This is a genomic window from Candidatus Methylopumilus turicensis, assembly GCF_000953015.1.
GTDB classification, from domain to species: domain Bacteria; phylum Pseudomonadota; class Gammaproteobacteria; order Burkholderiales; family Methylophilaceae; genus Methylopumilus_A; species Methylopumilus_A turicensis.
Map to the genome: position 1 here is coordinate 1,653,513 of NZ_LN794158.1, position 18,715 is coordinate 1,672,227.

At 45.6% G+C, this 18,715-nt stretch carries 18 protein-coding genes; all 18 read right to left on the minus strand.

All coding sequences use genetic code 11. The annotated features are described in order from the left end of the window. Positions 1-49 precede the first annotated feature (49 nt). The 18 genes from BN1209_RS08370 to nikR all read right to left on the minus strand — a co-directional run bounded on the left by BN1209_RS08370 (position 50) and on the right by nikR (position 18,712). A complete protein-coding gene (locus BN1209_RS08370; protein WP_045751765.1) occupies positions 50-601 on the minus strand; it encodes a Gx transporter family protein in 552 nt (183 codons plus the stop codon). Next, positions 601-984 carry a NusG domain II-containing protein gene (locus BN1209_RS08375; RefSeq protein WP_045751766.1) on the minus strand — a complete coding sequence of 128 codons (384 nt, stop codon included), beginning with the start codon at positions 982-984 and terminating at the stop codon, positions 601-603. The genes BN1209_RS08370 and BN1209_RS08375 overlap by 1 nt, the downstream gene beginning before the upstream one ends. Beyond that, the gene (locus BN1209_RS08380; RefSeq protein ID WP_045751767.1) at positions 984-2,012 is read right to left on the minus strand and encodes an FAD:protein FMN transferase; all 1,029 of its coding nucleotides are present in this window, start codon (positions 2,010-2,012) and stop codon (positions 984-986) included. Before BN1209_RS08380 ends, BN1209_RS08375 begins: the two co-directional genes overlap by 1 nt. Before the next feature lie 4 nt (positions 2,013-2,016). Beyond that, complete coding sequence (gene gshB / locus BN1209_RS08385) at positions 2,017-2,949, minus strand: glutathione synthase (RefSeq protein ID WP_045751768.1); 933 nt, start codon at positions 2,947-2,949, stop codon at positions 2,017-2,019. Continuing rightward, positions 2,949-4,229, minus strand: a complete 1,281-nt coding sequence (gshA, locus tag BN1209_RS08390) for a glutamate--cysteine ligase (RefSeq protein WP_045751769.1) — start codon at positions 4,227-4,229, stop codon at positions 2,949-2,951. The genes gshB and gshA overlap by 1 nt, the downstream gene beginning before the upstream one ends. 125 nt (positions 4,230-4,354) lie before the next feature. Further along, positions 4,355-5,851 (minus strand): ammonium transporter, encoded by a 1,497-nt coding sequence (locus BN1209_RS08395; RefSeq protein ID WP_045751770.1) that lies wholly within the window; start codon positions 5,849-5,851, stop codon positions 4,355-4,357. Positions 5,852-5,861: 10 nt separating this feature from the next. Beyond that, on the minus strand, positions 5,862-6,200 hold the full coding sequence (gene glnK / locus BN1209_RS08400; RefSeq protein ID WP_045751771.1) for a P-II family nitrogen regulator: 339 nt from the start codon (positions 6,198-6,200) through the stop codon (positions 5,862-5,864). Positions 6,201-6,286: 86 nt separating this feature from the next. Continuing rightward, positions 6,287-7,159, minus strand: coding sequence for a TorF family putative porin (locus BN1209_RS08405; RefSeq protein ID WP_045751772.1), 873 nt, complete (start codon positions 7,157-7,159; stop codon positions 6,287-6,289). Between the two features lie 391 nt (positions 7,160-7,550). Further along, positions 7,551-8,357, minus strand: coding sequence for an ethanolamine ammonia-lyase subunit EutC (gene eutC / locus BN1209_RS08410; RefSeq protein WP_045752090.1), 807 nt, complete (start codon positions 8,355-8,357; stop codon positions 7,551-7,553). Positions 8,358-8,361: 4 nt separating this feature from the next. Continuing rightward, positions 8,362-9,759, minus strand: coding sequence for an ethanolamine ammonia-lyase subunit EutB (locus tag BN1209_RS08415; RefSeq protein ID WP_045751773.1), 1,398 nt, complete (start codon positions 9,757-9,759; stop codon positions 8,362-8,364). 75 nt (positions 9,760-9,834) lie between these two features. Beyond that, positions 9,835-11,184, minus strand: coding sequence for an ethanolamine permease (gene eat, locus BN1209_RS08420; RefSeq protein WP_045751774.1), 1,350 nt, complete (start codon positions 11,182-11,184; stop codon positions 9,835-9,837). Between the two features lie 59 nt (positions 11,185-11,243). After that, positions 11,244-11,651 (minus strand): allophanate hydrolase-related protein, encoded by a 408-nt coding sequence (locus BN1209_RS09290; protein ID WP_320408768.1) that lies wholly within the window; start codon positions 11,649-11,651, stop codon positions 11,244-11,246. Positions 11,652-11,660: 9 nt separating this feature from the next. Continuing rightward, positions 11,661-13,034 (minus strand): allophanate hydrolase, encoded by a 1,374-nt coding sequence (gene atzF / locus BN1209_RS08430; RefSeq protein ID WP_045751775.1) that lies wholly within the window; start codon positions 13,032-13,034, stop codon positions 11,661-11,663. Between the two features lie 10 nt (positions 13,035-13,044). Beyond that, entirely contained in the window at positions 13,045-16,647 is a 3,603-nt protein-coding gene (gene uca, locus BN1209_RS08435) for an urea carboxylase (protein ID WP_045751776.1), read from the minus strand. Continuing rightward, positions 16,637-16,768, minus strand: a complete 132-nt coding sequence (locus tag BN1209_RS09260; RefSeq protein ID WP_269446853.1) for a hypothetical protein — start codon at positions 16,766-16,768, stop codon at positions 16,637-16,639. The genes uca and BN1209_RS09260 overlap by 11 nt, the downstream gene beginning before the upstream one ends. A gap of 63 nt (positions 16,769-16,831) precedes the next feature. Then, the gene (locus BN1209_RS08440) at positions 16,832-17,491 is read right to left on the minus strand and encodes an urea amidolyase associated protein UAAP2 (RefSeq protein WP_045751777.1); all 660 of its coding nucleotides are present in this window, start codon (positions 17,489-17,491) and stop codon (positions 16,832-16,834) included. A 9-nt stretch (positions 17,492-17,500) separates the two neighbouring features. Then, the gene (locus BN1209_RS08445; protein ID WP_045751778.1) at positions 17,501-18,232 is read right to left on the minus strand and encodes an urea amidolyase associated protein UAAP1; all 732 of its coding nucleotides are present in this window, start codon (positions 18,230-18,232) and stop codon (positions 17,501-17,503) included. A 15-nt stretch (positions 18,233-18,247) separates the two neighbouring features. Continuing rightward, a complete protein-coding gene (gene nikR / locus BN1209_RS08450; protein ID WP_045751779.1) occupies positions 18,248-18,712 on the minus strand; it encodes a nickel-responsive transcriptional regulator NikR in 465 nt (154 codons plus the stop codon). Between the last annotated feature and the right edge of the window lie 3 nt (positions 18,713-18,715).

Below are 18,715 nucleotides of genomic sequence, written 5' to 3' on the forward strand. Positions count from 1 at the left end.
AACATATACATCTAAGAAAGATTGAGAATATTTTAACATAAAGCACTATTTAGCCCTTGCCTTCATCAGCCCGGCCGGGATTCATGCGCAATAAATAATTGGTCAATATTCCATTCACCACGCCAAATAACAAGGCCGCCGCCATAAAAATAGGCACTAAATAAGCGATACCCGCATGCGGAATCAACCACAGCCTGACCAATACAAGCTGCCCCATCATATGTGCGAAGGCTGCCAAAACACTTAAAGCAATCGCGCTAAAAAACCGCCGGGGTAAGTATTGTGCAACATAAAGCACGCCCAAACTGAGCAATGCCCCCGATAAACTGAGGGCAAAAGTAGGAGATAAAAAATTACCCAAAATCAAACTACTGGCAAATACGCGCAATAAGCTAACCCATACTGCCGTTGCAAAATCAAAACGGTAGAGCACAAATAACGTGATGATATTCGCTAAGCCAGGCTTAACGCCAGGCATGGGCGAGGGCAAAATCGCCTCAACCAAATGCAAGCCAATCGCCAAAGCTGCTAACTGAGCAATACGATGGTCATCTGCAGATGTATGAATTTCAATCTGCTTATTTTTGGAAGAGGGTGTCATCAATAATTCAAACTATCAAAAGGTTTTTCACCGCCCAACAATTCTAAGCTCACTTGATTGGGCAAACAAATCGCGGCCTGCCCTTGATGACTCAACCAACCTTGGTGCACACAATATTGATTAGGACATGGCGAATGTGCAAAACGTGCTTTACCGTGATTAATGACGATGCGTGTGATGCCAATCGGCCCTGGAATATCAATATTGCGATTTTGCGCTAGGCTATAAGTCGCATAAATTTTATCGCCCAATCGAATTTGCAGTTTAGCTGCTGGCTCATGGTGCCATAAGGATTTGAATAAATAACCCACAACCATCAGGCCAACGATCATGATGAGCAAATCGCCTAATAAGGGCTTGCTCGATTTGAACGAGCCTTTCATTATTGCACTGCAATCTTTTCTGGCTTAGCCAGCCAATGCACATACTGATTCATGGATGCACTCAGTGTGATCTTTCCCTCTGCATCAACGATTAAGTAGTTAGCCACCCCCATCAGTTTTGCGGCATTTTCACGCTGATCCGGCGCGCTCAAAAATATTGGTTTAGACGCCACATCTGATAACACACCCGCTTGAGGACTTGGCGGGATTAACACAGTCACTGATTGTGCACTTTGTGTTGGGTAGCCAGTACGCGGATCAATAATATGGCAATAGCGTTTTCCACCTTGCTCGAAGTAACGTTGATAGTCGCCAGAAGTGCCAATGGCCCAACCACTGGGCAAATCAACCGTTGCCATCGGCTTAGGGGCGCGTGGATGCTGAATGCCCACTCGCCATGACTTATCACCATGCTGACCAAGCGCAATGATATTACCGCCAAGATTCACCAGCGCATTGTTGACGCCTTGCTTTTGCAATTCTGCCAACGCTAAATCCAAGGCATAGCCTTTGGCATAGCCTCCTAGATCAAGCCGTACAGCTGGATTTAGGCTATAAGCAGCGTGATCTTTAATCACGATGTCCGACATTTGTGGATTGGCATGCACCCACTGTTGAATAGCCGCATCGTTAATTTCGACAGGGGTAAATTCATCGCGTTGAAAACCCCAAGCGCCAATCAAACCACCAATCGCAGGATTAAATAATCCTTCAGATTGCTTGGATAACACTTGGGCTTGCGTCAGTATTTGGGCAAGTTCTGGGCTAATTTCGACAGGCGTTTTGCCTGCTGTAAAACGTTGATTCAGTTTACTAAGTTCGCTATCAGACTGCCAAGCATGATATTGATGATGTAGCCTCTGAAAGTTTTGCAGAATTTGGCTAGTGACGGCATGCGCTTTTTCTTCTGTTTCGCCATAAATACTAATATCCACCAGCGTACCAAACACATAAGACTGGGTTTGCACCAAAGGCGCTTTGCCACAAGCACTTAAGATGACTGCGAAAAATAAGACCAAAAATCGCATGAATTTATAACGCTTCTAGAGCATCCATAAACACAGCTGCCGGATTGCATGGGGTTTGTGCCGCAATCTCCACCATGCCTGTGGGGCTAGTCACATTAATTTCAGTGAGATGCTCGCCAATGACATCTAAACCAACCAAGAATAAGCCTTTTTCTTTAAGCACTTTGCCAACCGTGCTAGCAATTTCAAGGTCGCGCTCCGAAAGTTTCTGTGCCACACCGGTTCCACCCGCGGCTAAATTACCCCGGGTTTCGCCAGCCATTGGAATGCGTGCCAGCGAATAAGGGAGTGGCTCACCATTAATCACAATAATGCGTTTATCGCCTTGCAAAATTTGCGGTAAGTAACGTTGCGCCATGATGGTGCGATTACCGTTATCCGTGATCGTTTCAAGAATCACACTAATATTGGGATCTGACTGCGTGAGTCTGAAAATACTAGTACCGCCCATCCCATCAAGCGGCTTCACCACAATGTCACCATATGACCGTAAAAACTCTCGAATTAAACCGATGTCACGCGCCACTAAAAACTCAGGCGAAAACTGTGGAAAATTCGCGACCGAAAGTTTTTCATTCCAATCACGAATGGCGCTTGGGTTATTGAGCACCCGTGCGCCCTGCTTGACGGCCAACTCCAAAAGGTAAGTGGAATATAAAAATTCGTTATCAAATGGCGGGTCTTTTCGCATCAACACCACATCAAAATCTTGCGGAGCATGTTCAAGATAATCTCCCACCACAAACCAATTCTCATCATCTACAAATTCAAAAGACTGCACACGCAAACGCGCTTGCGCTTGGCGTAAAAACAAATCATCTTGGAGTGCCACAAATAATTCATGCCCACGAGCGGCGGCCTCACGCATCATGGCCAGGCTGCTGTCTTTGTGTGGTTTTAAGGTATGTAAAGAATCAAGAATAAGTGCGATACGCATTACAAACGCTCCGGGTCGTTTTCTTCTAGCTCAATCGCAGCCGCGAGCAAGGCTAACCGCGCCACCACACTATAAGCGTAGAAGCGGTTTTTAGCAGTGTCGGGCGCATCGGCGCAATCAGGCGTTGAGCATGGGGTATCAAATGCCAATGGCACAAAATGCATGCCTGGCGCATTGAGGTTTTCATCCACGGCTCGACCAGTATGCACGCGGTAAAAACCGCCCACAACAAAGTGGTCCATCATATAAACCACAGGCTCAGCCACTGCATCATTAATCGTCTCAAAGGTATAAACACCCTCTTGAATGATGACCTCATTCACTTCCATGCCTTCTTTGACCACCGCCATTTTATTGCGCTGTTTACGGTTTAGGTCGCGCACATCGTCAGGGCTCTTCACAGTCATAATACCCATGCCATAAGTGCCAGCATCAGCTTTCACAATCAAAAAAGGCTCTTGTTCTACGCCATACTCTTGATATTTTTGTTGGATTTTAGCGAGCAAAGTTTCCACTTTTGCTGCCATTTCATCTTCGCCTACGCGCGCCTGAAAATCGACACCACTCGCCGTATCAAAATAAGGATTAATCAACCATTCATCAATGCCTAAAAACGCAGCGAATTGTTCAGCCACTTGGTTGTAAGCAGAAAAATGTTCAGATTTGCGACGTGTTGCCCAGCCGGCATGCAAAGGTGGAATCAGATTTTGCTCTACCCCTTTCAAAATATCAGGAATACCACCTGACAAATCATTATTCAGAAGCACTGCACAACTATCAAACCCCTCTAAAGTGAGGCGATTTTTAACGCGCTTGACTGGCTCCAGCAAAATGGTTTGGCCCGGCTCAATTTCAATTTGGGTCGGCTCAGTAATTTCAGGATTGATGCTACCAATCCGCACATCCAAACCCGCTTGGCGCAAAATATGCGCAAGAGCAGCCACGTTACGCAAATAGAAAGTGTTACGTGTATGGTTCTCTGGAATCAGTAATAAGCGATGCGCTTCAGGACAAATCTTTTCAACAGCGACGGTTGCCGCTTGCACGCACAATGATAAAAAAGCCGGATTAAGATTATTAAATCCGCCTGGAAATAAATTGGTATCCACAGGCGCAAGCTTGAATCCGGCATTACGCAAATCTACCGAGGCATAAAATGGCGAGCTATGCTCGAGCCACTGCACACGAAACCAATGCTCAATCTTAGGCATGTTGTCGAGTATATTTTTCTCTAATGCCAGCAGAGGGCCTTTAAGTGCGGTCGTCAGATGTGGAATCATGAATGGGCATATCCAAACAATTAAATTAGCTGCTAATTTTAACGCAGTTATCTATGAATCACGCAGATATAAAAAAAGCGAACATTGCTGTCCGCTTTTTTATTTACCTCTAGTAACCCATCAGTTTAGACATGGTAAGCGCGCTCACCATGTTCACTGGTGTCTAGACCTTCTCGTTCCATTTCTTCGCTTACACGTAAACCAACAACAAGGTCCACAATCTTGTAAGCCACCACAGCAACCACGGTTGACCAAACAACTGTCACGCCCACACCCCAGGCCTGACTAGTCACTTGCGTCAACATATCATAACTGCCAACAGCATTGGCGACGTAGTCGTAAACGCCAGTGCCACCAAACGCTGGATTGACCACAATCCCCGTCCCAATCGCACCAACAATACCGCCTACTCCGTGCACACCAAATACATCGAGTGAGTCATCGTAACCAAACCAACTTTTTACTTTTGATACAAATAAGAAGCAAATGGGTGAAACAACGAGACCCAAAACAATTGCACCCATCGGGCCTGCAAATCCGCACGCTGGCGTAATCGCGACCAAGCCTGCAACCGCACCTGAAACACCACCCAACATCGATGGCTTGCCTTTAGTGATCCACTCAACAAAGGTCCAAGAAAGTGTTGCCGCACAGGTTGCTAGTAAGGTGTTCACGAACACTAGGCCAGCAAACCCTGTCGCTTCTAAATTTGAACCGACGTTGAAACCAAACCAACCCACCCACAATAACGAAGCACCGATCATCGTCATCGTTAAGCTATGTGGTGTCATGGCTTCTCTACCATAGCCTAGACGTCTACCAAGCATGATTGAACCAACCAAAGCCGCAATACCCGCGTTGATATGCACGACTGTGCCGCCAGCAAAATCTAAGGCGCCTTTTTGGAACAAGAAACCTGCACCAGCAGTTGCAGCATCTGCCGCAGCTTTTGTGGTGTAAGCATCAGGACCTGCCCAGAACCAAACCATGTGAGCAATTGGCAAGTAAGAGAACGTGAACCAAAGCACCACAAATAACAATACCGCTGAAAACTTAATGCGTTCCGCAAATGCACCAACGATCAGAGCCGGTGTAATGGCAGCAAACGTCATTTGAAAAGCGACATAAATGTATTCAGGAATCACAACACCCTTACTAAAGGTGCCAACAACTGAATCGGGTGTAATGCCTTGTAAGAACGCTTTAGATAAACCGCCAAAAAAGGCATTGCCATCAGTAAAGGCTACGCTATAACCATACAAAGCCCAAAGCACACCGATGAGTGAGAAAATCACAAACGTTTGCATCAAAATTGATAGCATATTCTTACTGCGCACCAAGCCGCCGTAGAATAAACCCAAACCTGGAATCACCATTAAGGTGACTAAGACGGTTGCCATAATCATCCAAGCGATATCGCCCTTGTTTGAAACTGGCGTCGCGGCAACCTCATCGGCAGCGACAGGTGCAGCAGGCACAACCGCGGCAGCATCTGTGGCTGGCGCAACTTCAACGGCTGTTGCAACTGCTTTGGTATCATCCGCGTAACTAACACTGGTAACACCAAATACGCCCAGCCCTAATGCACTAATTAACGCGAGCGTTGATAATAATTTTTTCATGTCTGTCTCCTTATAGCGCTTCAGGACCGGTTTCACCGGTGCGAATGCGATAAACCTGCTCAAGATTGAAGACAAAAATCTTGCCATCCCCGATTTTTCCTGTCGTTGCAGACTTCTCAATCACTTCGATCACTTGATCAAGCATTTCATCTGAAATCGCCACTTCTAATTTCACTTTAGGCAAAAAGTCCACCACATACTCAGCGCCACGGTAAAGCTCTGTATGGCCTTTTTGACGACCAAAGCCTTTAACTTCCGTCACCGTGATTCCTTGAACGCCAATCGCTGAAAGCGCTTCACGCACTTCGTCAAGCTTAAATGGCTTGATAATCGCTGATACAAATTTCATGTTATGTCTCCTCACTATGGTTGAAGATATGCAGGCCATATAGCCCACATATCTTCAAATAGCTTTAAAAATAAAACGCTTTCGGATTAGAAGCTTTTTGTGATGCCAACAACGAACTTACTTTTATCGACTGTTGATGTGTCAGATGCTTTGTCGAATGATAAGAAGCCTTTATATGCATCGCTGCCTGTGGTTCCTGTATAAAACGCATTTACTGACCAACCAGCCAAAGTGCCTTCGAATGTTTTTGTAACACCTAACTTGTACCAAGTCCAATCTAAACCAGTACTATTTGCAATGGTTTGATGGCCAACTTCGCCAGCTACGTTAATAGCCATAGGGAAATCATAACTAGCACTAGCACTATAGTAATAAGAACCCTTTGTATCACCAGTTAAGCCTGCTGATGCATCACCAGCAAAACTTTGACCATTTGGTGGGTTAGTAGCGGCTGTACCTGAGTTGTTTGTGTTCCAGCCGTAAAACTTAGTTGGCATATAACCGCCTTTAACCATGAACCACTTCCAGCCTAAACTGCCGTACAACTCCAAGGTATTTAGTTTAGATTTTTGATACGCGAATACTGGGGCTTTAGAAAAATCAGCATCAGGATAGTAGATATATGTTCCACCGATGTCATATTTAAAGTCTGTTGCAAATGTATTGCGGAAGCCAGCAGAGAAATCCATCTCTACGTTTGCATTTGGCAACCAATGGCTAGATACGTTAGAGCCCCAAAAACCAACATAAGCGCCCGAAACGTGGTCTGCTTCGATACCAGCTTGCACCGCTGGGTTGCCCCAAGTTTGAGACTGACCGCGCCAGATGTAGTCGCTCACCAATGAAACGCTCGTTGGGAATGTCCATGTTGGGGTTGCAGCCGCCGCTTCAGCAGCCATCACAGCTTGTGATGAGGCCAATGTGCCAAGAACGGCAACAAGTAATAATGATTTACGCATAATTTTTCCTTTTAATATGAAGTGCAAAAAAATAAAAACAAAGTTTTACGATTTATATAAAGCAATCGCCGTGCCAACTTTTAAAGTAGATAAAAACGAAGATTTCAAGTGAGGTGTCATACAAGATATCCAACCTCATGTTTTAAATGAGCATTATTAATTTCATTAAAAATTAATAAGTTAGAGCCTAGATGGCACAATGTCGCTAACAAGCTTGCTAGACAAAGACCTCGTTAACTAGACGGCCAATGTAAAAAAGTATCAGGGCTTACACAAAGTGCAGCGCCACCTAAATGCACCATTAACTGACAAAAGGCGCATATCGCACCAATCAAGTGCGAAAGCTTTAGCGTAATATTCGACGGCTTTGTGGGCGGATATTGACTGAGCCCTATGTCAGCAACTGTTGGGCATCCTTATCAATTTGGTGCACATCGCTTTCGTCCTTCAATGCGACTCCTGAAACTTTAAGTCGCATAGATTCTTGAGCAAGCCACATCAATTTCTTAGCAGCGGCTTCATAATTCAACCCCTCTGGCCGTACATTTGAAATGCAATTGCGGTCAGCATCGCTGCAACCGACTTTGGGCTGATAGGTTAAATACAGCCCCAAACTATCTGGCGAACTCAAGCCAGGTCGTTCGCCAATTAATAAAATCACCATGCGCGCATGCATCAACTCGCCAACTTCATCGGCCAAAGCAACGCGGGCTTGGCTGGCAATCACCACAGGGCCAAGCTTCCACTCGCTAGGCATGGTTTGTTGAATGGCCTGCAACATGGGCGCTGCATGCTTTTGCACGGCTAGCGATGAGAGTCCATCACCAATCACAATGCTGACATCTATTTTTTCTTGTGGAAGGGCTTTGATAATTTCGGCGCTTTCATCGCTTAATCGACGCCCCCAATCTGGCCTTAATAAATAACTGGCCCGATCAGGCGCACGGCTATGCAATTTCAAGACCTCAACACCAAGGCTTTCAATTTGCGATTGCAAGATATCAGTGTCTAAAGCTAAATGCACCGCATCTCGCGCCATGGCATGGGACATTCCAAAGCTTAAAATCTCTTTGGTCGGCAAGCTGCTGCCAACACGCCCCAGGGCAATACGGGCCCGGGTAAATTGTTTAAGATCGCCCCAAGGGTCTTGCACCGTACTGGCTGAAGTTTTGATTGTTGGCCGAAATTCTTTGGTCATTTGGTTAACTCGCATTCAGCAAATGTTTAGGCATGTTTTGTAACAAACGATGCGCTTGGGTGACAGGCTGGACATTGCCTTTTTCATCCATGATATGCATCTGTTTTAACCATTTTTCAAACTCTGGCGCAGCGCGCAAGCCTAGTACTTTTCTTAAGTACAACGCATCGTGGAAAGAGGTGGTTTGGTAATTGAGCATAATGTCATCCGCACCTGGAATGCCCATGATGAAAGTCAACCCAGCATTAGCGAGCAAGGTCATCAATGTGTCCATGTCATCTTGGTCAGCTTCCGCATGATTGGTGTAACAAACATCACAGCCCAGCGGCACGCCTAATAACTTTCCACAAAAGTGGTCTTCCAAACCTGCACGGATAATTTGTTTACCATCGTACAAATATTCTGGGCCGATAAAGCCAACCACGGTATTAGAGAGTAGCGGTGAAAAGTGTCTCGCCACCGCATAAGCGCGAGCCTCGCAAGTCTGCTGATCCACCCCGAAATTTGCATTCGCGGAAAGGACTGAACCTTGCCCAGTTTCAAAATACATGACGTTATTGCCGACTGTTCCGCGATTAAGCGAAAGTGCTGCGGACTGTGCTTCTGCAAGCACAGCCAAATCTATCCCAAAACTCTTATTCGCTTTTTCAGTGCCCGCAATGGACTGAAATACCAAATCTACTGGTGCGCCTTTTTCAATGACCTGAATTTGATTGGTCACATGGGTCAAGATGCACGACTGCGTGGGGATTTGATATTGATTAATGATTTCATCCACCAAGAAATATAAGTCCATCAAAGCAGGAATGCTATCCGTAGCTGGGTTAATACCAATGACGGCATCGCCTGAACCATAGAGCAAACCATCTACAATAGAAGCGGCAATCCCGCGCGGGTCATCGGTGGGATGGTTAGGCTGTAAACGTGTGGAAATATGACCTGGTAAGCCAATCGTATTTCTAAATGCCGTAATCACCTGACACTTCTTAGCCACCAAAATTAAATCTTGGTTACGCATCAGCTTGCTGACGGCGGCAGCCATTTCCGGCGTGATGCCTGGCGCAACCCGAGTGAGCGTTGCTGTATCCACTGCATCAGTCAGCAGCCAATCCCTAAAGTCTCCCACTGTGAGATGACTTATTTCTGCAAAGGCTTGCTGATTATGCGTATCGACTATGAGTCGCGTGACCTCATCTGACTCGTAAGGAATGATCAAATCTTCTAAAAAAGTTTTCAGCGGAATCTCAGCCAAGCACATGCGTGCCGCCATTCTTTCGGCGTACGTCTCTGCGGCAACACCCGCTAAATAATCACCAGACCTCGCAGGCGTGGCTTTAGCCAGCACAGCTTTCAAGTCTTCAAATTGATAGGTATGACTGTCGATGGAATAACGATAAATCATAAGCACCTTAATGGATAAAACCGCGCCAACAATCTGACGCGGTTCTTAATTTACACCCTAAAAACTAAACTGTAATTAATGATTATCAGATGAAGCATCACGGTGATGTTGCGTCATGCTGAAGTACACAAAACCAAGCGCCATCAAGCCAAAGAACACCAAGCTTAATTGTTGGTTAAAGTAAATCATGGTCACCAAGCTAATACCCGCCAACACTAATGCAATTGCTGGGAATAATGGATAAGCAACTGCCTTGAATGGACGGTCTAAATTTGGCTCAGCCTGACGTAATTTAAACAAGCTCAACATTGAAACGATGTACATCACAATCGCACCAAACACAGACATCGTGATTAAGTTTGCCGTCAATGTCATGCCAGCAAATTGGAACTCATCACCAGCAATCGCAAGCACACCCACTACAGCACCGGCAATAATGGCACGATGCGGGGTTTTAAATTTCTCATTCACTACACCAAAAAACTTAGGCATATAACCAGCACGAGACAATGCGAAAATTTGACGTGAATAACCCAAAATAATGCCATGGAAAGAAGCAATTAAACCAAACAAACCAATCCACACCAACATATGTAACCAACCACTGTTCTCACCCACAATCATTTTCATGGCTTGTGGCAATGGGTCGTTAATATTGGCAAGCGCTTTCCAATCGCCAGCACCGCCCGCAAACACCATGACACCAATTGCTAATGCGACCAACGTTAAAATACCAGCGATGTAAGCCTTAGGAATTGTTCTGCGAGGATCTTGTGCTTCTTCCGCTGCCATCGCTACGCCTTCAATGGCCAAGAAGAACCAAATCGCGAAAGGAATCGCAGCCACAATGCCTGAAATAGAAGCTGAGCTAAATGTGTCTGCACCCGACCAGCCATGTGCCACAAAATTAGCCATTGAGAAGCCTGGAGAAACAACGCCCATAAATACCAGCAATTCCGCAATCGCCAAAATAGTGACGAATAATTCAAAGGTTGCCGCAATGCGAACACCCACAATATTGAGCAACACAAAAACTAAATACGCACTCATCGCAAACGTTTTTGGATCCACGGTAGGGAACTGAACGTTCAGATAAGCGCCAATCGCCATCGCAATGGCTGGTGGCGCAAACACAAATTCAATTAAGGTGGCAAAGCCTGCCACATAAGCAGCTTTAGCGCCAAAAGCGCGTCTTGCATAAGCAAAAGGGCCGCCAGCATGTGGTATAGAAGTGGTTAACTCGGTAAAACTAAAGATAAACGTGGTGTACATCACCGCGATTAAAATAGACGTCACCAAAAAGCCCAATGTGCCCGCTTTATCCCAGCCATAACTCCAACCAAAATATTCGCCTGAAATCACCAAGCCTACGGCCAATCCCCACAGATGCCATCCATTTAATGTTGCTTTTAATGATGAACTCATGACTACTCCTTTTAATGTGACAGCTAAATATAAAACCTAAAATTAAACCGCAGAAGAACTTAAACGCTCTGACCGGCTAAAAACTCACGCCACCCACCCAATGCAGAAATATCAACGGCATCTTCCGTAGCATACGCTTCACACAAAAATCCTTGTACTGTTGTTTCATCTTCTAGGATCAATGTGCCAAAGCCAAGTGGTGCAGGCACGCCTGCAACAAATGCACCATAATGAATCAATGGCAAACGCCATACTTCTAAAGCAATCGCCGTGCCACCCGCATGCACTCTTAATAAGCCGGGCCGGGCCGGCATAAAACCATTTAATTTGAACAGTTTATACGTTGAGGCTGTTTTTGCCTTTTTGACAAACTCACCACCCAGGCTCGTTAATTGTGCATTCAACGGCAAGCCACTCATATGTGCACCACAAACGGCCACTTCTATCATTGCATTTTCTTGTGTCATCTTAAGGTCTTAATGTTGAGTAAATGGAAGTTGTGTTGCACCCAATGTTTTACCTGTGTTTTGCTGTACCTGATTAGCTAAGTCCAGCAATTGCACATCACTAAAAGCAGGCGCACAAACGGTAATACCAAAGGGCAAACCATTCTTTTGGAAACCTGTAGGGATGGCCACTGCTGACAAATCCAAGAGGTTCATAAAGTTGGTGTAGTAGCCCAAATTAGAATTACAACGCACGGGATCGGCATTCACTTCGTCGATTTTATAGATCGTGCCTGCCGTCGGCGTGACGATGAAATCCACATCATCCCAAACACCTGCACATTTGCGCTGCATGGCCTTGAGCTTATACATCGCACGATAGGTATCGGCCGCTGAAAATTTCACCGCACCGCCAATAATCTGACGAGTAACAGGGAAAATAGCCTCAGCATTCGCTTCAAAGAACGCTTGAATCGCCGCATAACGCTCAGCGACCCAAGGGCCCTCGTATAACAATCTTGCGGTTGCCAAAAACGGCTCAAAATCGATTTCAAACGCTTTACCACCTAAGGCTTTTAATTGAGCAATTGCATCCTGAAATAAACCCGGTGTTTCTAAATCATCAAAAAAAGCCAATTGATCAGGCTTAGGCACGCCAAAAGTAAAGGTTGGCTTAAGTTTAGCCTTAGCCGGCAAAGCCTTCCTTGAGTAAGCATCTTCCTCGTCAAACCCTTGCGCACTGGCTAAAACCGTTTCTGCATCTTTTGCAGTCAGCGCGAAAATAGAGACGCAGTCCAATGTTCTACAAGCTGGAACGAGCCCCGAGGTACTTAACAAACCACAGCTTGGCTTTAGACCAACCAAGTTATTAAACGCTGCTGGCACACGGCCAGAACCAGCAGTATCTGTCCCTAAACTAAAACTTGCCATGCCTGATGCAACAGAAACGGCAGAACCTGAACTAGATCCTCCAGAAATATATGCAGTGTCAAAACTGTTTTGGCAGGCACCATAAGGAGAGCGAGTGCCGACGAGACCTGTGGCAAATTGATCTAGATTAGTTTTGCCGACAGGAATAGCGCCTGCATCAATCAATTGCTGAACAACAAATGCGCTTTTTTCTGGGGTATAAGCGTATTCAGCACAACCTGCTGTTGTTGGAATACCCGCCAAATCAATATTGTCTTTAATCGCAAAAGGAATCCCGTATAAAGGCAAATCTGCTGGATTTTTATTTGCCAATTGATTTGCATAAATCATCATCTCATCCAGGCTTAAACGATGTATCCAAATATTTCTTGGGTCTTGATCGCCAATGTCAGCATCTAGCTGTTTGACTAAATCAGCGGGGCTTAACTCACCAGCTAAATAAAGGCCTCTTAAATGCGCAATTTCTAAATTCATTTGATGCCCCTTATTTTTCTGCGATGACTAAAAGTTGCTGGCCAGCCGCGACTGCGGAGCCTTCTTGGCAAAGGACATGCGTCACTGTGCCTGAGCATGATGCGGTGACAGAGATTTCCATCTTCATCGATTCAACCACGACGACGACGTCACCTTCAGTCACTTCATCGCCCACATTGACTTTGATTTGCCATAGGTTACCGGCCACATGAGAACTCACCACGCTACTTCCATCAGCAAGTACAAGTGTCTCTGCAACATCATTCCCAGCTTCGTTTTCATTGCTGTAATTCGCCTGCCCAGAAGCAATCCAACGCTCACGCTCCGCATCAAAAGAAGCTTGTTGTTTGCCTTTGAATGTCGCAATTGATTCGGCTTCTTTATTTAAGAAAGCCGTATAGTCTTTAAGCTTAAAAGTTTGCTCTTCGATCTTGAGCTGGAATTTTCCGCGTGGGAAATCTTCACGCATTTGCAATAACTCTGCCTCTGACACAGGATAAAAACGGATTTGGTCAAAGAAGCGAAGTAACCAAGGCTTGCCATCTTTGAAGTCTTTGGTTTGATTCCAACGATTCCACATTTGAATCGTGCGGCCCACAAACTGATAACCCCCAGGACCTTCCATTCCATAAACACACATATAAGCACCACCAATGCCGACTGCATTTTCAGGTGTCCAAGTACGTGCTGGATTGTATTTAGTGGTGACTAAACGATGACGAGGGTCGACCGGCGTTGCCACTGGGGCACCCAAATACACATCGCCAAGACCGAGCGTTAAGTAGCTCGCGCCAAAAACGATTTGTTTCACATCCTCAATACTATCGAGTCCGTTAATCCGGCGAATAAATTCAATATTGCTTGGGCACCAAGGCGCATCTTTACGCACCGATTGCATGTACTTTTCAATCGCCAACTTAGTCGCTGCGTCATCCCATGACAATGGCAAATGCACAATACGTGTTGGCACTTCCATTTCCTCAACGGCTGGCAATAAAGCCTCAGCAGACTTAAGCAAAGTCAGTAACTTCTCAACAGGAAGCGCCAAACTATCGTAATGCACTTGTAATGAGCGAATGCCTGGCGTGAGATTAAGAATGCCCTGCACATTTTCTTTTTCAAGCCACTGCATCAAGGCATGAATTCTGAATCTCAGAGTCAAATCCAACACGAGCGGACCGTATTCAACGAGCAAATACTTATCGCCTGCCTGACGATAAACCACTTTTACTTGGGTTTCAGTTTCAGTGATTTCGCCCAATATTGGCGTAAAACTTAACGCTGTTGAAGCTTTAATAGCAACGTTAGATGCAGGCGTTAATGTGGTAATTTCAGCGTGTTGAGCAAGCTCTAACTGCCTTGCCTCATCCTGCGTCAATCGTTTAAAACGAATTTTATCGCCCGCCTTTAACTGGCCCATTTTCCAAAGTTCAGCTTGGACAATGGTAGCGGGACAAACAAAGCCGCCTAAACTTGGACCATCAGGCCCTAAAATCACAGGCATGTCCCCAGTGAAGTCCACCGTGCCAATTGCATAGGCATTGTCGTGAATATTCGATGGGTGCAGGCCAGCCTCACCACCATCCTTCCGCGCCCATGTGGGCTTAGGGCCAATCAGACGAATCCCTGTGGTATTAGAGTTGTAGTGCACTTCCCAGTCGGTTGAGAAGAACATCGCGATGTCGTCATCCGTAAAGAAATCAGGGGCGCCATGTGGGCCATATAACACACCGATTTCCCATTCGCTTGTATAAACCGGACGCATCTCAACAGGTAATGTTTTTGCAATAAATTTTGCTGTTTCTTTAGACAAAGGCAGCACATCGCCAACACGAATAGCCCTTCCACCATGACCACCAAATTGGCCCAAGGTGAACGTTGATTTGCTCCCCAAATAATTAGGCACATCAAAGCCACCTTGAATAGATAGATAAGTTCGGCAACCATGCGCTTCGACTTTACCTAATTTCAGCACACTCCCCGCTTGAATATGATGAGATTGCCATAATGCAATCGGGGCACCGTCTAAGGTTGCATCAATCGGCGCGCCAGTAATCGCAATCACCGCTGCTTTATTAAATTTAAGCTTAGGGCCAATCAGGGTGATTTCTAAACCCGCTTCGCCTTCAATATTCCCCACAAGCTTATTACCGAAACGAAATGCCAAATGATCCATCGGGCCAGAGGGCGGAACACCCACAGCCCAATAACCCATCCGCCCTGGATAATCTTGTATGGTCGTCATGACACCGCCATCGAGGACATCCAAGGTATGTGGCTGATAATTGAACGTATTGAGGTAGCGCGTAATTTGTTCGCCTGCTGGGAACACATCATCAGCAAGCACTTGGCGTAAATACTCTAAATTGGTCTCAATGCCGCTAATACGCGTTTCATCTAATACTGACTTCATGGATGTTACGGCAGCGCTTCTATCTTTGGCATGAACCAAAACTTTGGCCACCAAAGGATCATAAAATGGCGAAACGTCACTGCCTGTTTCAATCCATGTATCGATACGCGCATTGGGAGAAAACTTAACTTCAGTGAGTACGCCGCTAGATGGTTGGAAATTTTTATTGGCATCTTCCGCATACAAGCGCACCTGAATTGCATGACCGCTAGGCTGATGTTGGTACTTAGCAAAAGCGTCAGATTCACCAGCAGCAATACGAATCATCCATTCAACCAAATCAACATCATTTACCAACTCTGTTACGCCATGCTCTACTTGCAAACGCGTATTGACTTCTAAAAAGTAAAATTTGCCGGTGCTTTTGTCATACACAAACTCCACCGTTCCTGCTGAACGATAATGAATTGCCTTTCCTAGCTTCACCGCTGTTGCTGCAAGTGCATCTCTTACTTCTTGAGTAATATTAGGCGCTGGCGTTTCTTCAATCACCTTCTGATTTCTGCGTTGCACGGAACAATCTCGCTCACCTAATGCAATCACATCTCCGAGTCCATTACCAAAAATCTGTACTTCAATATGGCGAGCAGCTTGCACATATTTTTCTAAATAAATACCCGTATCTTTAAAGTTGGCACTAGAAAGTCTTTGCACAGAAGCAAATGCACTTTCTAACTCATCAGCACCCCAAATCAATTGCATACCAATACCGCCACCGCCGGCGGTACTTTTTAACATCACTGGATAACCAATGTTTTCAGCCTGCACTTTAGCTTCATCAACACCAGACAATAAGCCAGTACCTGGCAGCAAAGGAACGCCGTTTTGTTCTGCCAATGCGCGCGCGGTATGCTTTAAACCAAAGTCGCGCATTTGTTGTGGACTCGGGCCGATAAATGCAATGCCTAATGCTTCGCAGCGCTCTGCAAAACTAGCGTTTTCTGATAAAAATCCATAGCCAGGATGTATGCCTTGCGCGCCAGTTTTTTGAGCGATTTCTAAAATCTTGTCGGCATTCAAATAGCTGTCAGCAGCAGGTGCCGGGCCTACACAATAAGCCTCATCCGCGTCTAACACATGACGTGCATTTGCATCTGCTTCAGAATAAATCGCCACCGACTGAATGCCCATTTTTTTGAGGGTGCGAATCACACGGCAGGCGATTTCGCCTCGGTTTGCAATTAAAACCTTAGTAAACATATTGAACCCCCTCGGCTAAATCGCCTGCTTTGTCTTCGACATACAGGCAATTTGGCTTAGCCGCTGCGCCAGCTTTTGCTGGCTGGTCGCCTCGATTTGCAATCAGAACTTTAGTTAGCATTTTTTAACTCTCAAGCTGCGAGTCGTCTCGGTTATTAGATTGATCAACAGGTCGTCCTGCTGACTAGTTTGAATTCCAGATGAGCAATTGCACTGGCGTTGGGTTATATCCATTACACGGATTATTGAGCTGCGGACAGTTAGAAATAAGCACCAAGATATCCATCTCCGCGCGCATTTCTACATATTTTCCTGGCCCTGAAATACCATCAGCAAAAGTCAGTGCGCCATTTTCAGACACTGGGACATTCATAAAGAAATTAATATTGGCAGTAATGTCACGCTTACTCATGTCACGATCGTGTACACATGGGGAGTGTTGAATGGCATGCATAAAGCTATCACGGCAACTGTACATCGGCCGCTTAGCCAAGTCATAACGCACGGTATTGCTTTCAGCAGAGCAAGCACCACCCAATGTGTCATGACGACCACAAGTATCGGCAATGATGGTCATCATTGCACGCCCTTCATTGGAGTAAAGCACAGAGCCTGTAGACAAATAGACCTTTCCTTGTCTTTGCACAGTATCTGAGGTGCTGTAACGCTCTTCAGGATTGTCTGCGTTGTAAAACAGCGTATCGACCGCTTGATTGCCCTCCAAATCTAAAATTCGAAAAATCTGACCCTTTTTCACAATCCCCGACCAAGGGTCGCCTGCTTTACAAGTCTCATTCACAACGGCCAAATCTGGATTTAATTTACTTTCAACTAGCGCTGACATGATGGTTCCTTAGTTCGCGTAATAACGAGTATTGTTAATAAAGCCACGTTGGTTTTGTTCGCAGTGCTGACGACAAACATCATCTTCTGCAGCAATCCCCGCATGCCAAGCGGTGAGCAATACATCCGCTGGCGCATATTTGTTTGCAGGATCTAAAGGATGTGGCGCTGTCGACAGGACAACCAACACGTTCATATCAAAACGAATATCAACAGCATCTCCAGCTTTACTGTGTGCCACTTGATACTTCAACTCACCGTCGTCATTGGCGGTCACTTTGCTAAATAAATTCAAGTTGGGCATCAGGTCACGCTTGCCCAAGCCATGCTTACCCATTTCCACTAATACGCCATCTTTGGCATTGCGGTACATCTCGTTACGCTGCTCTTGATAATGGGTTTTGCCATACTTTTGCTCAATGAGTGCTGCATCAGAAAGTCCGCACATCGCATCATGCCAACCTACCCCATCTTCAATAATCGAAGCCATCACTCGGCCCATATCTGAATAGCAGACATTGCCGGTGGTGAAAAACGCCGTGTGCTGAGCTTTTAGGGTATCAGACATGTTGTAACGCTCGAGCTTGTCTTCTGCGTTAAACATCAACAACGCGACGTTTGCACCCCCTTCTAAATCGGTAAAGCGCAACGCACTGCCTCGGCGCATTAAGCCAGACCAATGGCAACCGCCAGGTACTGTTTCTTGCCATAAAATTTGGTCAGATTGAAGAGATTTCATCATTAAAATTCCTATTAATTAACTATGAATTGGCGGCATTAGCGCGGCCAACAACTGCAACTTACCGGTGATGACGCCTCTGAGCGTAATCACCTCATCCGCAATGGTTTGTACTCTAGACGCAGGCCCTTGTACCAACATTACTTCCATTGTTTGTTTGCCCACTAAATTGACATGCAAGGAGCTAATCACCTCATCTAAATGGTGATATTGCAAATCCGCTATTTTTTCTTGTAATCCCCGTGTGCCGTTGTCATACAAAATCGTAATCGTCCCTACTAACAACTCATCACTGGTTTGTCGTTTATGCTCAATCAGCTGTTGTCTTAACATGTCATTAATAGCTTGTGAGCGACTTTCATAACCTCGCTCGTTTACCATGCCATCCAAAGCCACTTGTAACTCATCAGGTAAAGAAATGCTGATGCGATTCACTGGATGACGAAGTGGCTTCACTAAAGATATTTGTCTAGAGAGTTGCATGAT